Here is an 18794-nt window from a genome sequence, read left to right on the forward strand (position 1 = left end):
ATGAAAAATTATCTTGTTATCAGCAACAACACCATTCACCTTGAATGGATAAACGAAATACTGAGTATTCAGGGGCATAAATGCCTCACACTGCGCTATGAAGACAAAGAGGAGCTTGCACAGTCTGACTTTTTGCCTGATTTTGTAATTTTTGACATTTTCTCCAGCAATTTTGACGAAGGACTTATCCGCCCTTTTCTTGACGGTGACTATCCGGCGACAATTATGCTTCTCACCTCAAAGAGCAACCCCTTCCAGAAGTACTATTTCAAAAAATATAATATTATCAATTTTCTCTACATCGAAAACGATGTGCATACCTTCACCGAAGCGCTCAAAGGAGTTAAGCCCAGAAAAAGGATGAAGCCCTGGCCTAAGTCCGTTCTGCTGCTTACTGTAAGGGAATATGAAATTCTCAAGCATATTGCAGGCGGAAAAACAAGCAAAGAGATTGCAAAGCAGCTTCAAATAAGTAAAAATACTGTCGATACGCACAGAAATAAAATGCTCCAGAAGCTCAATCTCTCCAACTCGACTGCTTTGGTAAACTACGCCATCAAATCCGGACTGATATAGGCGTAAAAGCAGAAGGGAGCGTTTACATCAGGTGATTAAGTGAAGAGAATTCCTTTATCAGAAATCCAGCCGGGAATGGTCATTTCGCGGCTGGACAAGCAGGGAGTCCACTTTCCACATTACGGGCAGGTAATTACGGATCTGGATTTTATTCAGGATTTGAGAGATCAGGGAGTTGGCTACGTCTATCTGGCTGACGCTGAGGACGAACCCGCGATCTCCCTTTTGGACAGCTTCGGCCTAGCGCGGAAGGATAACATGCGCCCCCCGTGCAGAAAAGCGGAAGCTGAGCCGGAGGATGACGAAAACATGCGTCCGGGAGTGTTCTCACCCGGCAATAACCTCATTTTTGCAAAAAAGATCCGTCAGCGGGCTCAGAGCAATGTAAAATCAATTTTCGATAAAATAACCTCAGGCGCGTTGCCTGATCTGGATATTGCACGCTCCGTAACGGACGAGTTTGTCAGCACATGTCTTTATAAAAATGAAGTTTTTATGAACATGCTTCTTGTAAAGGAAGCACTGGAATGTGAAGTCAACCACGCCATAAACGTAAGCATTCTCTCAATAGCCCTTGGCAGGAGGCTGGGACTGCCGACATACGAACTGGAAAATCTCGGTCTGGCAGGTCTGCTCCATGATGTTGGCATGCTTATGCTGCCGGAGTATGTTTATAAGGATTCCGGCAAGCTCTCGGAAACTGAGTTTGAAACACTGAAAAGTCACTCCGAACGCGGCTTTCAGATGCTTAAACAGTGCGGCGGGCTGAACGAGGCCGTTCTTCAGGCTGTCCTCCAGCATCATGAAAAGGCTAACGGCACAGGCTACCCCGAAGGTCTGCTTGAGCGCCAGATAACAAAAAATGCTAAAATAGTCGCCATAGCAGATACATACGATACAATAACCTCAGACCGGCCATACAGCAAGGGGCGCTCCCCCGTGCAGGCAATCAAGCTGATTTTCGGCTGGTCCGGCAGACATTTCAACGAAACTCTGGTAAAATTCTTCGTTAGTCTTCTGGGGGTTTATCCCGTGGGTACTGTCCTGCGGCTGGAATCCGGAGAGGTCGGAATAGTTTATGAAGTTTCCAGAGGGAGCTCCACAAAGCCGAAAATACTTGTGATTATTGATGAGGACGGAAATGAGAGGGAGCCGTTTCCCCTTGATCTCAATGCCAAAAATATCGTCACAGGGCAACCTGTAAAAGTCATAAAAGAAACACTCACGCCGGATCAGATAACTACTGATATTTTCAGCGTACTGGAAAAATATCTTTTCAGCGGAAAGTAAAGGGATAATACAGCAGACTCACCCGCTGGTATATGCCAGAGGAGTCCGCCTTATCTGGCAGAATTTAAATTACGGACTTTTTATGAACTATTCTTCGGTGCGGCGTTCATATCATTAACGAGAAGCAGAAAACAACCTCCCGAAAAGACAGGGAACCGCAAGGTTCCCTTCTTTATTTTAAGAGTTCATTCCTGAGCAGCTTCTGCATGTGCCTTTTATCATGACACCCACAGAGTCCACATATTTTCCGTATTTTTCATAGAAGAATTTTTTAAGCTCGTATGAATCCGTTTCCAGGTCTTCCACATAGCCGCATTTTGAGCAGACATAGTGAACATGGTCGCCTATGTTTATCTCATAAACCGGTTTTGCGCCCTCAATCGGGATCTCCTTAAGCAGACCTTCCTCCACAAGGAGGTTAACATTTTTATATATTGTTGCCAGAGAAACGGAAGGGGAAACAGCCTTAACAAGCCTGTGCAGCTCGTCAATGCAGACATGCCCTTTACCTCTGATCTCGCTGAGCAGAAGCATCCTCTGAGGTGTAACCTTAAGGTTTTTCGACCTGAGCGATTCTTCAAAATTCATATAAAGCTCCTTTTACTTTAAGTCAGCAGTACACGGTTTTAATTCAAACCAATTATGTCTTCAAATACAAATATATTTCAACTAAAAATAATAATTAATTGACATCAGGCAATGCTTTTTTAAAATACATCAGAGACAGCAGCCTGTAAATATCTGTAGAGAAACACTTTATAGATACATTTTGATATTCTCCGAAAAGAAAGAATATCAACTGATAACTATACCACTATCTTTTATTATATTATGCTCATAAATTTGTCCACAGAAATGTCTAGAGAACGGGAATCATTTAATAAAAATTATGAACTAATAGAAACTTACAGAACAAAAAAGTTTGAGTGCATTAAGTGGTTAAAAAGCTCCCTCCGCGGAGAAGGGAGCCCCAGTGTTTTATTTTTTCTTAATTACTTTTATCTTTTTTATCACTATGGAAGTCTGAGGAACATCGCTTCTGAAAAAGCCGCCGCTCCCTGTGGGTACATCCGCCATAGCGTCTACGATCTCCATACCTTTCGTGACTTTGCCGAATACGGCATAGCCCCAGCCCTGCGGAGTTTCTGCGGCATAATCCAGAAAATAGTTATCCACATAGTTTATAAAAAACTGTGATGTGGCAGAGTGAGGATCATTCGTTCTTGCCATTGCTATTGTTCCTCTCTCGTTTTTGATTCCGTTTGATGCCTCATTTTTGATTGGGGCATTTCCTTCCTTCTGCTCAAGATTTTCAGTGAAACCGCCGCCCTGTGCCATGAATCCGGGAATAACTCTGTGGAAGACTGTTCCTTCATAAAATCCTGACTTTACATATCCAAGGAAGTTTTTGACCGTTTCTGGCGATTCCTTGTCGAAAAGCTCAACCTCAAAATCTCCCAAGTTTGTACTGAATAATACTTTTGTGTTTTTCATCTCAACCTCTTCAGTTTTGTCCGCTTCTTTCTGTGTGCTGCAACCGAAAACCAGAACAGCAGCCAGAAGAAAAATAAGTTTACGCAGCATAGGAACTCCGTCTTTTTTTTATTGAGATGCAAATAATAGCTTGTATCTTTCAGGAATTCTAATATTTTCTGCAAATGTGACGATTATTTAATAAGTGATTACACCGGAAGGTGATTTGTGGGAACTAAAAGGACTATTGTTATTTTCGGGTCGGACAGTACTGATTCTGTAAAAAGTTTTTCTTTCTCTGTGACCGGCTTCAGGCTGGCATTAGCGGCAACTGTTGTTTTTCTGATTTCTTCTGTGGCGGTTTTTACCGTTCTTTTTGATTTCGCTGTGGACAGGGCTCATTTTTTGCATTGGAAGGATGAGAACAAACGTTTGACCAAGCAAATTAAGCAGTATGAACCTGTGATAGCGGAGCTTGAGGACAAGTCCTCTATCCTTGACTCAACCCAGAACAGGCTTCTGGGTACGGCATCACTGGCAGGTTTGCAGGTCTCCGATCCCCAGCCGGAAGGCGGAACGGAAAGTGCACAGCCCTATCAGCTTGCGGAAGATATTTATCAGACCGATGCCCTTAACCCTATGACAAAGTTTCTCCGCCGGGAGCTTGACTCAAGGATAATAAGCATCACCGGACTTGCTAACTACATAGAAGAGCAGGAATTTCTCTTTCAGTCTACTCCGTCGGGCTCTCCGGTTGAAGGGTGGATCTCCAGCAAATTTGATTTCCGTTTCTCTCCGTTTACCGGAAGGCTTGTCTTCCATGAAGGGCTCGACATAGCGGCGCCGTTCGGTTCACCCGTGCGGGCATCGGCTAAGGGTATAGTTATCTTCTCCGGCTATAAGCAGGGTTACGGTTATCTTGTCACAATAGACCACGGGTACGGCTTTGTAACACGATACGGCCACAACAGCAGGCTCACAGTGCGCGAGGGTGATTTTGTACAGCGTGGCGAGCGTATAGCTCTTGTCGGTTCAACAGGGCACAGCACCGGGCCCCATGTTCATTATGAAGTCCTTATAAACGGCATTCCGGTGAACCCCCTGAACTTCATGTTCAATACATCGAAACCCACGCAGAAAGAGCTTAACGCAAAATATGTTAAAAACGATTACAATTGATTTTCCCCTCTTATAACATTATGTTGACTAAGAGGTTGTGAAATGCGGATAGAATGGACAAGCTATATACAAACCAATAACGAGCTTCTGGATTCACAGCATAAAGAACTGTTCAGCAGAATGAACAGGTATTTCGAGTGCGCGGAACGCAACCCGCGCCCGCAGGAACTGATTGAAACACTTAACTATCTGGTGGAATACGTTAAAACCCATTTCAAAACCGAAGACGATATAATGACCCAGATAGAATATACAAGGCAGAAGGAACACAGAAAATCCCACAGAGAGCTCACTGAAAAACTTGTGGAGATATACAAAGAGCTTATAGAAAACGGCGCCTCTGACGAACTCCATGAGAAACTGGCAAAACTTTGCCAGATTTGGTATGTGGCGCATATAAATGATTTCGACAAACGTCTTGCCTCCTATATAAAAGCCTATAACAGAGCACACCAATCTCAGATTTGAGACTGCCACGCCGCTTTGCTCCTCGCTGTGACGTAAGCTACTGTCATTGTGAACAAAGTGAAGCGATCTCTATCCTGACAGTTAAAAACCGTACATCCTGCTCTTGTGTTCATGCCGGCAGTCTTTAATCAACTATTTCAAATCCCCCTCTGGTCCCCCTTTGCAAAGGGGGAAGCTATTGCGAATAAGAGTAAAAGCACCCTCCTTTCGTAAAGGAGGGCGGGGGAGGATTTACCTGAGACATCGTTTACATAATCCTGCTTTTTTTCCGTCACTCTGAGCCTCAGGCGAAGAGTCTCTTATCTGATAACATCAAATCAATGATCACGGCAGAGATGCTTCACTCCGTTCAGCATGACTAGTTCGGAGCAAAAAAAAAGCGGAGCCGAAGCTCCGACTTGACAACATCAAACTGCACATCCTGTCAGTTTGATGTACACGCTCACGCCGAACACGTTCGGCTTCGCTGCGCACGGCGGGCTCCCTCCTTGGGAGCAAAAAAAAAGCGGAGCCGAAGCTCCGCTTTTTAGTTTTGAAGTTAGAAACTGTTAATGGCCGGGAGCGTAACTGCCGTTATGGCAAGTTGCACAACCTTCTCCACCAGTCTGTGATTTTGAAGTCACAAAGTTAAAATGTGCTTTAAGACTAGCATCATTTCCAGATTTAAGAAGATCTCCTGTGTGGCAGCTAGCGCAAGCAGCTTTAGCCGGTCCAACTATTGTATCGTCAGAATCAACAGTCAAACTTGCACCCTGTCCAAGAGTAACAGGAACAGCACCAACACCTGCATCACTGTATGTTCCGGGGTTATGGCAAGCTTCACAATTTGTAAGATCTTGCGGATAGTAAATCTGAACATCATTGAAGTTCGCAGTGATAGCATTGGTTCCAACAGGGTTCACTCCCCAGCCTGCGGGCAGGATTTTTCCGAAGAATGCCCAGATCGATGTTCCTTGCTGTCTGTACAGGATATAAGGTTTATCTGTTGCACCAGCAGAGTGAATCCTATGAAGCATGTTTTTGAGATCGTAGCTTTCCTCATCTTTGCCATCAAGAGCAGTTGATGCATTAACGCCATAGTAACTCGCTCTTCTGTTTTTCTCTGTTGCACCGGGGTTGTGGCAAACAACACACATTTGTGTACCGATAACACGTCCGCTTGTGCCGTGGAAACCGGAATTACTGCCATGGCATGCAATACATTTTGCATCATCAACTATTGAGCGACGAAGTGCAAGTTCAGTACCATTGGCAGCAACATCAAAAGGAACGGCAATACCGCTAACCAGAGGTCCAGTGTACCCAGTAAGCGTTACGTCACCTACTTTAAGTGAAGGTCTGTTATGAATAACAATCGCACCTCTCGTTTCACCAGCACCAGCAGCAACAGGAACAGTGGTTGTCATTCTATTTGTCATAGCATTGTAAACGTTTGTTCCGTTAGTTGTAAGTGCACCCGCAGCCGCTGAAAGTCTGTTAGTTGTTGATGGCTGAGCACTAGTCATGCCAATGTTAGTCCAATCATCGCCTTTTCCATAACCGACCCACATTGTAAGGTTGCCAAATGTAGGACCTGCATCAAGATCGTTATTTATAAGGTTGTAATTATCACCATCAGCATCCTCAACTCCCCAAACAACATCAGCAAAATCCCCTGCACCATTTACAGTTATGCTATAGATTTTGTAAGTAAAATCTGATGCGTATTTTGTACTGAGGTCATAACCGCCGTGGAACTGAGCAAAAGTGGGTGCAAGCCCGCCATTGTGGCAGCTAACGCAAGCCAATTCACTTGTTGCTCCAGTGTAATCTTCATGGAAGCTTACATCAGTAACCTGAGTTCCAACAAGATCCCATGAGTCCCAACTCTGGTGGCAGGACATACATGTGTAATAGTTGAAATATTTCTGCTGAGTGACTTCAGCAACCCTTGCAGGACTATCATGGCATACTACACAATCCTGCATATTATTGGGGTAACCAATGGCATAATAAACACCCGATTTAACCTGCACAGGTTCGTCATGAGTTGAAACATGCACACCGTGAACATATGCTACAAGATTTCCACCTTTATTGGGGTTAGCAGCCTCCTTTGATGCATAAGAGTGGCAAACTGTACAATTTTCACCGTTTGAAGCTGCATAATGATAACCATATGTGGATTTTCTTGTTTCATGAGAAGCATTTATAGCAGAATTATTGCCTCTGTTGAATATTTTTTCACCGTGGCAGCTTGCACATGCCGCTTTTGAAAAAAGATCTCTGGGAGCTGTTCCGTAGTCCTTCTGAACATTAGCATAATACCTGTACCAACCAGTTGTATCAGCCAAGTCAGTATTATCATTAACAAATGTTACAAGAATACGTATATCGCGATCAACTTCAGGAAGTGCAAGAAGTTCTGCAAGTTTCTGAATATCTGTCAGAGTACTTCCAGTGGTACTCCCGCCATTTGCAGGGAAAGTAATTTTATAATTACCGTCTGTAGGCTGAGTAAAAGCATTAGGAAGAGCAGTGGCGGTGCTCGAAGACTGGATTCTCGCACGCACTACCTGATTCTGAGCATCAAGATAGTGGAAATATACTGTGTTGAAATTCTTATACCCTTTAAAAGGATTGCCTTTTGCGTCCTTGAAAGAGAAGGTAATTTCAATGTTTCCACCACTCAGAGTAGCAGATAAATCATTGTTAGATTCGATAACCTCTTTACGAAGAGCGATAGTTGCACCAACTCCGATCTCAGCATCACGCTGAGCCTCAAGCTCTGCAATTTGCGCAAGTAAAGCCTGAATTTCCTCTGTTGAAGCAGAACCAGACTCCTCAAGAGCCTCAATCTGAGCCAGAAGAGCATCAATCTGCTGCTGAAGAGCAGTGACCGTACCCGGGTCAACATCCTGTCCAGCTTTTCCGTCGGAACCGTCTGAGCCGCAGCCGACAGCGACGAACATGCAAAGTAATGTTGCCATTACAAGCAATAAAAGTCTTTTTGACATAAACTTTCCTCCTTTAATTTTATGCCCCTTATTCTAAGCCCTTAATGCCTGTTTCAGGGATTAAGGGCTATAACGCCCTAGTCAAACAGTGTTTAAGTTTTACAGACTCAATTAATAAACTACATATCTGTACGATATTATTCACGTTATCGAAGTATATCAAAAAAAAATGATTTGTCAAAATGAACTTAACTCTTTGCGCTAATAAAATTTACATTCGCTTTACCGCCTGTTTTTTTTCATATTTTAGTCATCATCGAAACTTATTAGTTACTACTAAATCAGCGTAAAATCTTATCATTCCATATGTATAGAAATTTCGCAATATTTGCATAATTACCCAGAAGATGACTAGGTGTTTAGAAATACTTAACCATCCTATTTATCGTGAAATATCGAAACGAACTTTTTTAGGTAATGCCAATGTAAAAATTATTAAGAAAATAAATTAACATTGGTTTATTTTAGCCTAATAATAATTTTCCAGTGACTATTGATAAATAAGACATATTAAACCGCTAGGAATTGCCTGAAAACTAATATTCCGCCACAGGGAGACAATGTTTTTTGTTTTGCTATAAAATTTTACCTATGGCTTACCGGAATGATTTTTTTGAAATGACTGAGAGATTTCTGAGGTGAAGAAGTTGGAGATAGCGTCACTGCGAGGAGTAAAGCGATGCGGCAGTCTCCGGTATATATACATAGAGATTGCTTCACCTTATCAGGGTTCGCAATGACATAAACAGCAAAAATCAAAATCCCCCTCAGTCCCCCTTTGATAAAGGGGGAAGCTATTGCTGTCAAAGAAGAACCCCCTCCTTTGGCAAAGGAGGGCGGGGGAGGATTTACCTAAGACATCGGTTACAAATCCCCCTCTATCCCCCTTTGATAAAGGGGGAAGATATTGCAGCAAAAGAGAATCTCAACAATGTTCATAAATTGCCTGAACAACTCCGTCAATATTAGTCAAAACTTCTGTGTTGCTGAATCTCAGCACTTTGAACCCGTGCCTCAGCAAAAATCTGTCTCTTTCATTATCTTTATGAATTGCTTCTTCACTGAAATGCTGCCCGCCATCAATTTCTATAACCAACTTAGAGGCAGGACAATAAAAATCAAGAATATAATTTTCGATGACTTTCTGCCTGTAAAACTGCAGTCCCTTTATTTGTTTTCTTCTGATTTTTGACCAAATCAGCAACTCAGCATCGGTCATGTTCTTCCTGAGTGCTCTGGAGAAAGATTTAAGCTTTTTATTGTATCTGATCATAAATCCCCCTCAGTCCCCCTTTAATAAAGGGGGAGGCTATTGCAGTCAAAGAAGAACTCCCTCCTTTTGCAAAGGAGGGCGGGGAAGGATTTCAAAAGCGCATCGGTTAGGAAATCCCCCTCAGTCCCCCTTTAATAAAGGGGGAAGTTGTTGCAGTCAAAGAAGAACCCCCTCCTTTTGCAAAGGAGGGCGAGGGAGGATTTCAGCAACTCATCGGTTAGAAAATCCCCCTCAGTCCCCCTTTATCAAAGGGGGAGGCTATTGCAGCCAAAGAAGAACTCCCTCCTTTTGCAAAGGAGGGCGGGGGAGGATTTCAAAAACGCATCGACTGCAAAATCCAACTCAATCCCATTTTGATAAAAGGAGAAAGTTATTGCGGCTCCTGCCTGCATCCGCCGACAGTGAAGGCAGAACCGCCTTTTTCCTTGGATTTATAGACGCAGGCATCTGCCTCTTCCAGAAGCAGTTTATATTGTTCCGCATGTTCGGGATATATGCTTATCCCTATACTGATCCCAACCTCCAGTGCGAGGTCATTATTTGTATATATAGGACATGTGACTGCCGTTATTATCTTTTTGGCCAGTGCTCCTGCCTCTTCTTCCGTCTTAACGTTTTCGGCGAGGATAACAAACTCATCACCGCCGAGCCGGGCTACGGTGTCCGTTGCGCGCACAGTTTTCAGCAGTCTGGCGGCGACCTCTTTCAGCACCTCATCCCCGATGTGGTGACCGTAAGTGTCATTAATAGGCTTGAATTTATCCAGATCCATGTAAAAAAGGGCGAAGCGCTTCTGATACCTGTTCCAGTTGTCTATGTAGTCTCCGGCTTTTTCCTGAAGCATAAAGCGGTTGGCAAGTCCGGTGAGGCTGTCGTGGGTGGCTTTGTAATAGTTTTCCTCGGAAGCGTCCCTCAGCTCTTTCTCGCTGTTGAACTTTTCCATGGCCTGTTCCACTGTTTTCCGGAGGATATTTCTGTCGCATGGTTTCTGGAGAAATTTGAAAACCGAACCCTCATTAACCGCTCTGACGGCTATATCCAGATCGGCGTTTCCCGTGAGCATGATCCTCACGCTGTTAGGGTTGGTTTCGGCAGCCCGCCGTATGAACTCAACACCGTCCATTTTGGGCATTTTATAATCAGAAACCACCACGTCAAAAGCCTCTTCCCGCATCATTTCAAGGGCTTTGATAGGCGAATCGCACAGAGTAATGTCCAGATCCCTGAACGTGCGGCGGAATGTGTCCAGAATAAATTTATCATCATCAACAAAAAGAATCCTGTTTTTCATCGGCATTCCCGTGGTTATTGTGTGGAGCTTACGCTGAAAACTGAAATCCCCTCTCCTTTTAAAAGGCGGGTCGGGGAGGCTTCATAAAAAATCCGCGTCTACAGCTTTATATATACATTATTTACGGAATGTGCCAAAGAAAAATTCAGGTGACAGGCTGAATATCCTTCCATCTGCCGCTTTTGTAACGGGCGTAAAGAAAAACGGGAAACAGCAGAAAAAGCAGAACAACGGATGTCCAGCCTACTTCTGCGGAAAAATTCAGCGTGTTCATAATAATATATGTGATAACCATGATAGACCAGTTTGTACCCACGGAAATCAGCATAGCCCAGAAGGTGTCCCCCGCGCCCCTGAGAGCGCCCATGAAAACAACCATCTGTGCGGTTACAAGAACATATATCGAAGCCAGCCTCAGCATATATACAGTAAGAGGCACTGCCGCCTCGAAAGCAGGGTCAGGCGAATCCGGCCGGAAAAAATCCGTAAGCTGATAAGGGAAAAAGATAAAAAGCAGAGCCACAATAACAGAGTAGATCACGCCGAGTTTGAGGCCTGAGATTACGGTTTTATGCACTATGTCATGTCTGCCCGCGCCGATATAGCGCCCCACAAGGCTGGTTACGCCTATTTCAACACCTATAAGCGGCACATACGCAACATGATCCCAGTTGAACATTATGGTAGCCGCTGTCGCAGTGGAGAGCCCCTGAGCGTGGAAAATAAGCACTATAAACGTAAATGCCGTGAAGCCCAGCAGAAACTCTATCCCCGCGGGTGTGCCGAACCTGAGCAGCTTAAGGCTGAGAGCCCTGTCAAAACGAAAAGAGCCCTTTATGCCGTATGCATCCACATTAGTTTTTCTCAGATAAGCAAAAACCAGAACAAGTATGCCGGATATGCTGCCTATTATAGTGCCGATGGCAGCGCCCCTCATCCCCATCTCAGGCAGACCGAAGCGGCCGAAAATCAGCACCCAGCTTGCACCGACATTCACGAACATGGCCAATATGGAAGAGAACATGACTATACCTGTTTTCCCTATGCCTGAGAAGAAGCAGCTTAAAGAGTGCCTTATGAGGAAGAAAACGGAACCGAAAATCAGAATATCAAAATATTGCCGCTGGTAGTAAAGCTGCATTTCGTCTATCCCTGTCTTGGTGAACATATAATGTATAAGCGGGCGGGAGAGGAGTATAACCGGGTAAGCCAGAACAGAGATTATCATCCCCTGAAATGCGGAAATACCGCACATTTCCTTTTTGCCCGCGCCGTAAAACTGCGCTATCATCGCCGTGGAGTAGCCTATGAGCCCTATGAAGAAGACAGTGAGCATGAAGCTGCTCATGCCGCCGCCCATAGCCGCACTCATCTGCACCGAGCCCAGACGGGAAAGGAAAAGCCTGTCGGTAAACACCATCACCGTTTCGCATGCGTTGGAAACAAGCATGGGAAACGCTATGTAAATCATCTCTCTTACGCCGCCCTCGGCGAACCTGACGTTACTGCTCACAAATTACTCCGAAATAATGAAGAACAAAAAATATAACTCTGAAAATACTTTTCAGCAAGGGGAAAGAACCCCCGGCGAAGAGCTAAGCTTTTCGGCGTAATTTACGATTATATAAAAAAAATACGGGAACACATGCATGACAAAGGAACAAAAGGCAGTGGCAGACCGCATAAGGCTTGCGGGCGGCTTCAAAAACAGACGGCTTGAAGCCCTTTTCCGCAGGGAGAAGGCAAAAACATCGGCGATGAAGGTGCGTCTTCTTTTTGCGCTGTACGCAGTTATGTATTCCTTTTTCGCCGTGTCTGCTCAGGCGCAGGAAATGCGCCTTGCGGGGGCGGTTTCTGCTGCTTTATCCGCCTCATGTGTGCTCAGGCTGCCCGGAAAACCTTCAAGAATGAACATCCTTGCGGGAACAGCAGTTTTCATCTTTTTCGTATTCTTTCTGGTTAATGCACTCTACACAGGCGAAATGCATCCGGCTGTTTACGCAGGCCTGATTATTCCGTTCCTGCTGATTGAGATTCCTTTGAAGACATTGGTTTACATCACCCTGCTCCCGTTTTTTGCCGTGAAATTGATCACGGGCACAGGCATTGCGGCTGCGGCACTGTTAATACCTGCCGGAGCTCTTTTTTACGTCATATCCTCATACATGCGCAGGAGCTACTTTCTTCATATGCGCAGGGGACAGGCGGGCGCGAGCGCTGCGCACTCCGTGACAACTGCCGGAAACGGGAGCGGAAAGGACACTCTGACAGGGCTCATCGGTCTCGGCGCTTTTCTGGAAAAGGCAGATGCACTGCTTCAGGGAAAGCCCGCGGAGAATGACAGCTTCATAATTGTCTGCGATATTGACGGATTTGAGAAAATAAATAATGCATACGGTCAGGAAACAGGAGATATGATACTCCGCACCGCAGCCCACAGGCTCAGAAGTCTGGTTGGCCCGGCTGATCTGATTGCCAGAACCGGAGGCGGCGAGTTTTCGGTATTTCTGGCTGATGAAACCGAGGAGACGGCAAAAAATCTCGCTGAACGCTTAAGGGTTAATATGGAGAACAGCATATGGAAAACCCGCAAATCGGACGCTGCTGTCACACTGAGCGCAGGAGTTGCCCTTGTCTGCCCGGAGGGTGTGCAGAGCGCGGCGGAGGTGTTCCATAAGGCGCGGGAAGCCATGTTCACAGCAAAGGCAAACGGACGCAACCGCACTGCTTTTTATGATTCCGGTAGATGATCAGCCGATGACGCAGTTTTTCATAAACTGCCTTATTCTCTTATAATCAGGAACATATTCCGCAACCAGAGCCCAGAAGCTTATACCGTGGTTGGGGTGCACCAGATGGGCAAGCTCATGGACGCAAACATAGTCAGCACATTCCGGCGGGAGCTTGGTCAGTTCGTAATTAAGGGATATGTGCCCCAGAGACGAGCAGCTTCCCCAGCGGCTGCCCGTTTTGCGGAAAGTGACTTTGCGGTACAGAAGCCCCATTTCAGATGCGCGCCTTTCAAGCACAGGGGTTATAACCTCTTCGGCTTTTCGTTTCCGGAAAACTTCAAGAGCTTTAAAAAAGTATTCTTCTTTAAAGAGATACGGATTTATCTCCGCCTTTATACTGCCGCCTGCGAGATAAACCTCCGCCCTGCCCAGTCCGGCCAGCGGGTTACGGATTATTTCAAGCGGGTACTCCGCACCGAATAAAGGCACGGGGCATCCGTCATCAAACCGCACGGCATCCAGCCTTTCACGCTTTACAGACATGCGGCGGAAGATCCACTCCGCCTTTTTTTCGATTACGGAGAGAATGGTTTTCTCCGGCACAGCGGGAGCCCTGACGGCTATCACACCGTCCGCATCCACGGATATGTATATATTCTTAAGCCCCGCCTTCACTGTGTGGCGGTAGGAAACCTCGCGCCCGCAGACAAGCACGGCCTGTTTTATCTCATCCTTCATGGAGCGGATAATAACCCCGCACGAAACAGATTACAATCATTCATTAAGCGGGTCCTCACCCTGATGCCAAGAGGCGAGATAACGCTCGTTCAGGTGAAAATCCTCTCCCTTATGCTCAGTAAATGTAACATACATATTATCGAACGGAATGAAGAACAGGCTGTTGATAATCTCCATAAACCCCAAGGCAAGCTTGCGCCTCTGCTGAATGGTGCGCCCTTCCCTTATGTCGGCATTAACCAGAGCAACGCCCTCTTTGTTGTTTCTCACCCTGCCTATGAACAGGTTGTAGGTGTCATACTCGCGGATGCTTATGCCTATGTGGTCTGTGCCCGTGTCCATAACCAGTGAAAAAAGCTCCTTAACCCTCTCGGCGAGAGCTTTTTTCTCATCGTCGCTTATTTTCCTGTTAATCTCGAACTGTAAGTGTGGCATATACGCCTCCTTTATAGTATTAATTATATAATCAAATACCGCATACGCCAGTTTAAATGAGGCAGGAAAAGTTATGGAAATTGTCAGAGCGGAAACAAAAGATATACCGGACTTATGCCGTCTGCTGGCTTATCTTTTTGAGCAGGAAGCTGAATTTTCACCGGATACAAAAGCTCAGGAAAAGGGCCTGAGGCTGATTATAGACGACCCGCGCACCGGGGATATACTGATAATGCGGGAAAACGGGCAGGCAGCGGGGATGGTGAATCTGCTTTACACAGTGAGCACCGCTCTGGGCGGCAAAGTCGCTGTGCTTGAGGATATGGTTATTTCTCCTGAGCACAGAAACGGCGGAACAGGCGGCAGACTGCTTAAAGCCGCCGTGGAGCATGCAAAAAAGCAGGGCTGCCTGCGCATAACCCTGCTTACCGACACAGTAAACGAAAAGGCGCAGAGGTTTTACGAACGCCACGGATTCAGCATATCACCCATGCTCCCCATGCGCCTTGTTCTGTGAAGTTCACTCGAAAAGCTTAAGAAACTCGCCGTAGCCTTCCTTCTCAAGGTCTTCCTTCGGGATGAAGCGCATAGCCGCCGAGTTCATGCAGTACCTCATACCTGTCGGAGCCGGGCCGTCCTCAAACACATGGCCGAGGTGGGAATCACCGTATTTGCTGCGCACCTCTGTTCTGGACTGAAAAAGCTTCGTGTCCACACGGGTTACGATATTCTCCCGCATAAGAGGCTTGGTAAAGCTCGGCCAGCCTGTGCCGGAATCGTATTTATCAAGGGACGAGAAAAGAGGCTCGCCTGAGACTACATCCACGTATATCCCATCCCGCTTGTTGTCCCATGTTTCCCCTGTGAATGCTCTTTCAGTACCCTCATGCTGAGTCACTTTGTACTGCATAGGCGAGAGTTTGTTTTTCAGCTCAGCGTCAGACGGTTTTTTAAAACCCCGCCAGTCTTTCTTAGGAACCTGAGATTTTTCATTCCCCCAGGTTTTCTCGATGAAGCCCGCTCTGCCGGAGCCGACTTTGTATCTGTTATAGTGATTCGCATTCTTCTTATAGTAGTCCTGATGGTACTCCTCAGCCTTGTAAAACTTTACAGCGGGCAGAATATTTGTTGCTATGGGCTGCTTGAACTTGCCGGAGTTCGCCAGAGCCCGCTTTGAAATCTCTGCCGCATCCCGCTGTTCGGGGCTGTGGTAAAATACTGCTGTCCGGTACTGAGTGCCTTTATCGGCAAACTGTCCGCCCCTGTCCACAGGGTCAATATTCCGCCAGAAAACCTCCAGCAGTTCTTTATAAGTTATCACGGCAGGATCAAAGGTTATCTGCACGGCTTCATAATGCCCGGTAAAGCCTGCGCTCACGTCCTCATAGGTGGGGTTTTCAACCTTGCCTCCGGTGTAGCCGGCTATAACATCCTTCACACCTTCCAGCTTCTCAAAAGGCGGCTCCATACACCAGAAGCAGCCGCCCGCAAATGTAGCGGTTTCGTATTTTTCTGCACTCATAGATTCACCTGTCATAAGCAAAAACAGTAACGCCGGAATAAAAAGCAGCTTTTTCATAAAACCTCCGCACAGGGGTAAGAATAAATATATGATGACCTGTGGAGTAATGAAAGGGAAAGGGGAAAGAAGTTCAGACTGAGGCGAAACACCTCAGCAGGCTTGTTTACAGCAACAACATCATTTCAGGGTTCGCGATGACGCAAACAGTTCCAAGAACGGTGTTATGCGTCATCCTGAACGCGGGTGGAGGATCTCAAACTGCTGCAAACAATATATCCGCAGGTTCGGGATTCTCCGGTTAAAGCCTCAGAATGACGCTGAAATCATCAGATCAGAATGTGCCGTAGGAATGCAGACCGCTGAGCAGAAGGTTCACGCCGACATATGTAAAAATCGTGCTGAGGAACCCTATAACGGCGATGACTGTCACCTTGCGACCCTGCCAGCCGCGCATGTATCTGCCGTGGAGGTAAAAAGCATATATAAGCCATGTGATGAGCGACCATGTTTCCTTCGGGTCCCATGACCAGTAATGCCCCCATGCCTTGTCCGCCCATATCGCACCGAATATCAGCCCGCCCACAGTGAAAACCGGAAAACCCACCGAGATAGCCTTGTATGTGAGTTCCTCAAGCAGATCCTGCGTGAGACCAAGCTTTTCGGCGAGACCTGCGATAAAATTACCGAAATACCACAGAAAGAGCCATACAGTTATAAAACCCACTATTATTATAGCTATATCAGAGCCGTCCGCCCTTCTGAAAAGGTCAGAAAAAGGCTTTGACATCCCCTCCCTGTCACCGGAGGAAGCTTTAAGGATCATATCTGCCAACATGCCGCCCATTGTGAAAATAAACAGCGAGAGCGTACCTGTCCAGAAAAGATAAACACCGGAGCTTTTCCTTTTATCGCTCAGGGCGAGGTGAAGCACTGCGGCTATGAACGAAACCGCAAACGCGGCATAAGCCACAAAGCTGAGTGAAGCATGCGCCAGAAGCCAGTTGCTTTTAAGTGCCGGGAGAATCGGCTGAATGTCTTTTGACATCCCTGTGGTGTCTATGAAGGCTATCGCCATTCCGGCAAGCATGGCTGCCAGAGCGCCGAAGGCTCTGATCTTATAATAAGATTCCACCAGAATATTGCCGAGGATAAGACACCACGCAAAAAACACCAGCGATTCATAAAGGTTAGTGATGGGTATGGACTGGAAAAAGCCCAGATTATACATCTGCGAGAAGGCAAACCAGCGGATAGCAAAAGCGCCTGTGTGGCATGCGAAGCTCACAACCGCAACAGATGAGGCAACTCTGCCGACTATATCTCTTCCTGTAACGAAATAGGCTATGTAAATGACCATTGCAAGCAGGTAGCCGAGACCTGCCGCCGCGAAAAGAGGCGATGAGCTCATTATTTTTCCCCCCTGCTTTTTTCAATTTCAGCCGAAAGCCCACGGAACAGCTTTTCCGCTTCCCTCTGGGCTGTTACTTTGCCCTTGTCTTTATGGTAAAAAAGGCGCACGGAGATATTTCTCCCGCCCGGCTTGGTTACAATCCACACCCTTCTGTGTGATGTGTAGAAGGCTGTCATCACCCCGATGGAAATAATTATGAAACCGAGATAAATCACAGGCAGACCCGGATCTATGCGCGCAGAAAGAACAGTGTATTCAGCGCCCCAAACATCATTAAAGGTTATGTGCATATTAGTAAAATCCCCGGATGCGGGATCTTTCATAAGTATCCATTCACTTGCGGATTCCCCCTCCTGATTGGTGAACACAAAGTTCAGGGCGGGGTTCACAAGCTGGGTGCTGAAGTTGATAAGATTTCCTTCACTGTCCTTACCAAGAGCGGGCGCAAAGTCATTCAGCATGACCTTAAGCTTGAGATCGGGTATTTCAAACTCCTGTCCGATCCCCATTGAATATTCGGAACTGACACCGGAGATGAGGGAATCGACCGTGAATTTAAATATAACGTCCCTGTTGGGGAACACGCCGTAGCTTGACTGATAAAATGTTACACCGTCAAACTTAACCGGGCTGTTCACTGAGACCACTGCGTCTGTTGTTACGTTGTCTTTTATGAAGTGTATTTTGGAGCGGAAGGAACTCTGCTTGGGAGAGTTTTCATAGAACTCAGATTCAAAATTTTCGAGATAAACACTGAAAGGAAGCTCAATCTCCTTATCCTTACCGGCAGTGACAATATGTTCCAGCTTACCTTCGAGTATGGCTATATTGCCGTTGTAGCCGAAAATTCCGCCTATGAAGCCGCCCGCAATGAGTATAACGAGTCCGAGGTGCGTTATAAATGCACCGGATTTGCCGTATCTGCCTTTTTCCGCAGCGAGAACATCTTCACTCCCGGTTTTTCTCCAGCGTGAGAAAACGGACTCAAAGGCCTTTGCCACATTTTCGGAAGATGTATTAAACTCTTTTTCCTCAACAAAATAGGCAGAGAAGGCATCCTTATCCGTGCTGATTTTCCCGGTAAGCTTCCTCCATGTTGCCGGAAACTTATCCACGGAACAAAAAATAAGATTCAGCGCCAGAAGCAGCAGGATGGAGTTAAACCAGTATGTATGGTAAAGGTCGGTGAAACCTGTTTTATCCAGAAAATTGTAAACCGTCGGTGCAGCCTCGCCGAAAACAGAGCTGAGCCTTTCTGTTGTTTCTTCGGCCGGTGCGTGCTGTTTAATGAAAGTACCCACGGAGGATACGAAAATTATAACCGCGAAAAGAACGAGAGCAAACCTCAGAGAGCCTGCGGCCTTGAATATTTTTTTCATCATAATTAAAATTCCTGCTTTCAAAAATAAA

General features: G+C 46.0%; 18 protein-coding genes. 7 read left to right on the plus strand and 11 right to left on the minus strand.

Features of this window, described 5'->3' with window-relative positions; genetic code table 11:
- Together OSQ85_RS07415 and OSQ85_RS07420 are read left to right on the plus strand one after the other, a co-directional pair.
- Positions 1 to 576 carry a response regulator transcription factor gene (locus tag OSQ85_RS07415; RefSeq protein ID WP_265822213.1) on the plus strand — a complete coding sequence of 192 codons (576 nt, stop codon included), beginning with the start codon at positions 1 to 3 and terminating at the stop codon, positions 574 to 576.
- 39 nt (positions 577 to 615) lie between these two features.
- Positions 616 to 1866, plus strand: a complete 1251-nt coding sequence (locus OSQ85_RS07420; protein WP_265822214.1) for an HD-GYP domain-containing protein — start codon at positions 616 to 618, stop codon at positions 1864 to 1866.
- A 177-nt stretch (positions 1867 to 2043) separates the two neighbouring features.
- Here the strand turns inward: OSQ85_RS07420 and OSQ85_RS07425 are convergent, their stop codons facing one another.
- Positions 2044 to 2454, minus strand: coding sequence for a Fur family transcriptional regulator (locus OSQ85_RS07425; RefSeq protein ID WP_265822215.1), 411 nt, complete (start codon positions 2452 to 2454; stop codon positions 2044 to 2046).
- A gap of 390 nt (positions 2455 to 2844) precedes the next feature.
- On the minus strand, positions 2845 to 3450 hold the full coding sequence (locus OSQ85_RS07430; RefSeq protein ID WP_322874093.1) for a peptidylprolyl isomerase: 606 nt from the start codon (positions 3448 to 3450) through the stop codon (positions 2845 to 2847).
- 117 nt (positions 3451 to 3567) lie between these two features.
- Here OSQ85_RS07430 and OSQ85_RS07435 point away from each other — a divergent pair, with 117 nt between their 5' ends.
- Entirely contained in the window at positions 3568 to 4518 is a 951-nt protein-coding gene (locus OSQ85_RS07435; protein WP_265822216.1) for a M23 family metallopeptidase, read from the plus strand.
- Positions 4519 to 4560: 42 nt separating this feature from the next.
- On the plus strand, positions 4561 to 4986 hold the full coding sequence (locus tag OSQ85_RS07440; RefSeq protein ID WP_265822217.1) for a bacteriohemerythrin: 426 nt from the start codon (positions 4561 to 4563) through the stop codon (positions 4984 to 4986).
- A 548-nt stretch (positions 4987 to 5534) separates the two neighbouring features.
- Here OSQ85_RS07440 and OSQ85_RS07445 read toward each other — a convergent pair.
- Both OSQ85_RS07445 and OSQ85_RS07450 read right to left on the minus strand, forming a co-directional pair.
- Positions 5535 to 7982, minus strand: a complete 2448-nt coding sequence (locus OSQ85_RS07445) for a multiheme c-type cytochrome (RefSeq protein ID WP_265822218.1) — start codon at positions 7980 to 7982, stop codon at positions 5535 to 5537.
- 925 nt (positions 7983 to 8907) lie between these two features.
- A complete protein-coding gene (locus OSQ85_RS07450) occupies positions 8908 to 9255 on the minus strand; it encodes an endonuclease domain-containing protein (protein ID WP_265822219.1) in 348 nt (115 codons plus the stop codon).
- Positions 9256 to 9405: 150 nt separating this feature from the next.
- Here OSQ85_RS07450 and OSQ85_RS07455 point away from each other — a divergent pair, with 150 nt between their 5' ends.
- Positions 9406 to 9612 (plus strand): hypothetical protein, encoded by a 207-nt coding sequence (locus OSQ85_RS07455; RefSeq protein ID WP_265822220.1) that lies wholly within the window; start codon positions 9406 to 9408, stop codon positions 9610 to 9612.
- Between the two features lie 13 nt (positions 9613 to 9625).
- Here the strand turns inward: OSQ85_RS07455 and OSQ85_RS07460 are convergent, their stop codons facing one another.
- Positions 9626 to 10546 (minus strand): two-component system response regulator, encoded by a 921-nt coding sequence (locus tag OSQ85_RS07460; protein WP_265822221.1) that lies wholly within the window; start codon positions 10544 to 10546, stop codon positions 9626 to 9628.
- Between the two features lie 145 nt (positions 10547 to 10691).
- Entirely contained in the window at positions 10692 to 12059 is a 1368-nt protein-coding gene (locus OSQ85_RS07465; protein ID WP_265822222.1) for an MATE family efflux transporter, read from the minus strand.
- Positions 12060 to 12195: 136 nt separating this feature from the next.
- Between OSQ85_RS07465 and OSQ85_RS07470 the strand changes: the two genes are divergently transcribed.
- Positions 12196 to 13296: a GGDEF domain-containing protein gene (locus OSQ85_RS07470; RefSeq protein ID WP_265822223.1), complete on the plus strand. Its 1101-nt coding sequence runs from the start codon at positions 12196 to 12198 to the stop codon at positions 13294 to 13296.
- On the opposite strand, the gene OSQ85_RS07475 is transcribed toward OSQ85_RS07470, so the two are convergent.
- Complete coding sequence (locus OSQ85_RS07475) at positions 13297 to 14016, minus strand: M48 family metallopeptidase (RefSeq protein WP_265822224.1); 720 nt, start codon at positions 14014 to 14016, stop codon at positions 13297 to 13299.
- A gap of 36 nt (positions 14017 to 14052) precedes the next feature.
- Positions 14053 to 14451, minus strand: coding sequence for a tautomerase family protein (locus OSQ85_RS07480; protein WP_265822225.1), 399 nt, complete (start codon positions 14449 to 14451; stop codon positions 14053 to 14055).
- Positions 14452 to 14524: 73 nt separating this feature from the next.
- On the opposite strand from OSQ85_RS07480, the gene OSQ85_RS07485 reads away from it, so the two are divergent.
- Positions 14525 to 14968 (plus strand): GNAT family N-acetyltransferase, encoded by a 444-nt coding sequence (locus tag OSQ85_RS07485; protein ID WP_265822226.1) that lies wholly within the window; start codon positions 14525 to 14527, stop codon positions 14966 to 14968.
- Between the two features lie 3 nt (positions 14969 to 14971).
- On the opposite strand, the gene msrA is transcribed toward OSQ85_RS07485, so the two are convergent.
- The 3 genes from msrA to resB all read right to left on the minus strand — a co-directional run bounded on the left by msrA (position 14972) and on the right by resB (position 18766).
- On the minus strand, positions 14972 to 16030 hold the full coding sequence (gene msrA, locus OSQ85_RS07490; protein ID WP_265822227.1) for a peptide-methionine (S)-S-oxide reductase MsrA: 1059 nt from the start codon (positions 16028 to 16030) through the stop codon (positions 14972 to 14974).
- A gap of 274 nt (positions 16031 to 16304) precedes the next feature.
- On the minus strand, positions 16305 to 17381 hold the full coding sequence (gene ccsB / locus OSQ85_RS07495; protein WP_265822228.1) for a c-type cytochrome biogenesis protein CcsB: 1077 nt from the start codon (positions 17379 to 17381) through the stop codon (positions 16305 to 16307).
- Positions 17381 to 18766 (minus strand): cytochrome c biogenesis protein ResB, encoded by a 1386-nt coding sequence (resB, locus tag OSQ85_RS07500; RefSeq protein WP_265822229.1) that lies wholly within the window; start codon positions 18764 to 18766, stop codon positions 17381 to 17383. The genes ccsB and resB overlap by 1 nt, the downstream gene beginning before the upstream one ends.
- Positions 18767 to 18794: the final 28 nt, after the last annotated feature.

Source organism: Geovibrio ferrireducens, from assembly GCF_026226615.1.
In the GTDB taxonomy this organism is placed as follows: domain Bacteria; phylum Chrysiogenota; class Deferribacteres; order Deferribacterales; family Geovibrionaceae; genus Geovibrio; species Geovibrio ferrireducens.

Bases quoted from the DNA above. Each gene is read 5' to 3' on its own strand.
- OSQ85_RS07415 (WP_265822213.1), top strand. From the start codon at position 1: ATGAAAAATTATCTTGTTATCAGCAACAACACCATTCACCTTGAATGG.
- OSQ85_RS07425 (WP_265822215.1), bottom strand. From the start codon at position 2,454: ATGAATTTTGAAGAATCGCTCAGGTCGAAAAACCTTAAGGTTACACCT.
- OSQ85_RS07430 (WP_322874093.1), bottom strand. From the start codon at position 3,450: ATGCTGCGTAAACTTATTTTTCTTCTGGCTGCTGTTCTGGTTTTCGGT.
- OSQ85_RS07440 (WP_265822217.1), top strand. From the start codon at position 4,561: ATGCGGATAGAATGGACAAGCTATATACAAACCAATAACGAGCTTCTG.
- OSQ85_RS07445 (WP_265822218.1), bottom strand. From the start codon at position 7,982: ATGTCAAAAAGACTTTTATTGCTTGTAATGGCAACATTACTTTGCATG.
- OSQ85_RS07450 (WP_265822219.1), bottom strand. From the start codon at position 9,255: ATGATCAGATACAATAAAAAGCTTAAATCTTTCTCCAGAGCACTCAGG.
- OSQ85_RS07460 (WP_265822221.1), bottom strand. From the start codon at position 10,546: ATGAAAAACAGGATTCTTTTTGTTGATGATGATAAATTTATTCTGGAC.
- OSQ85_RS07470 (WP_265822223.1), top strand. From the start codon at position 12,196: ATGACAAAGGAACAAAAGGCAGTGGCAGACCGCATAAGGCTTGCGGGC.
- OSQ85_RS07475 (WP_265822224.1), bottom strand. From the start codon at position 14,016: ATGAAGGATGAGATAAAACAGGCCGTGCTTGTCTGCGGGCGCGAGGTT.
- OSQ85_RS07480 (WP_265822225.1), bottom strand. From the start codon at position 14,451: ATGCCACACTTACAGTTCGAGATTAACAGGAAAATAAGCGACGATGAG.
- OSQ85_RS07485 (WP_265822226.1), top strand. From the start codon at position 14,525: ATGGAAATTGTCAGAGCGGAAACAAAAGATATACCGGACTTATGCCGT.
- msrA (WP_265822227.1), bottom strand. From the start codon at position 16,030: ATGAAAAAGCTGCTTTTTATTCCGGCGTTACTGTTTTTGCTTATGACA.
- ccsB (WP_265822228.1), bottom strand. From the start codon at position 17,381: ATGAGCTCATCGCCTCTTTTCGCGGCGGCAGGTCTCGGCTACCTGCTT.
- resB (WP_265822229.1), bottom strand. From the start codon at position 18,766: ATGATGAAAAAAATATTCAAGGCCGCAGGCTCTCTGAGGTTTGCTCTC.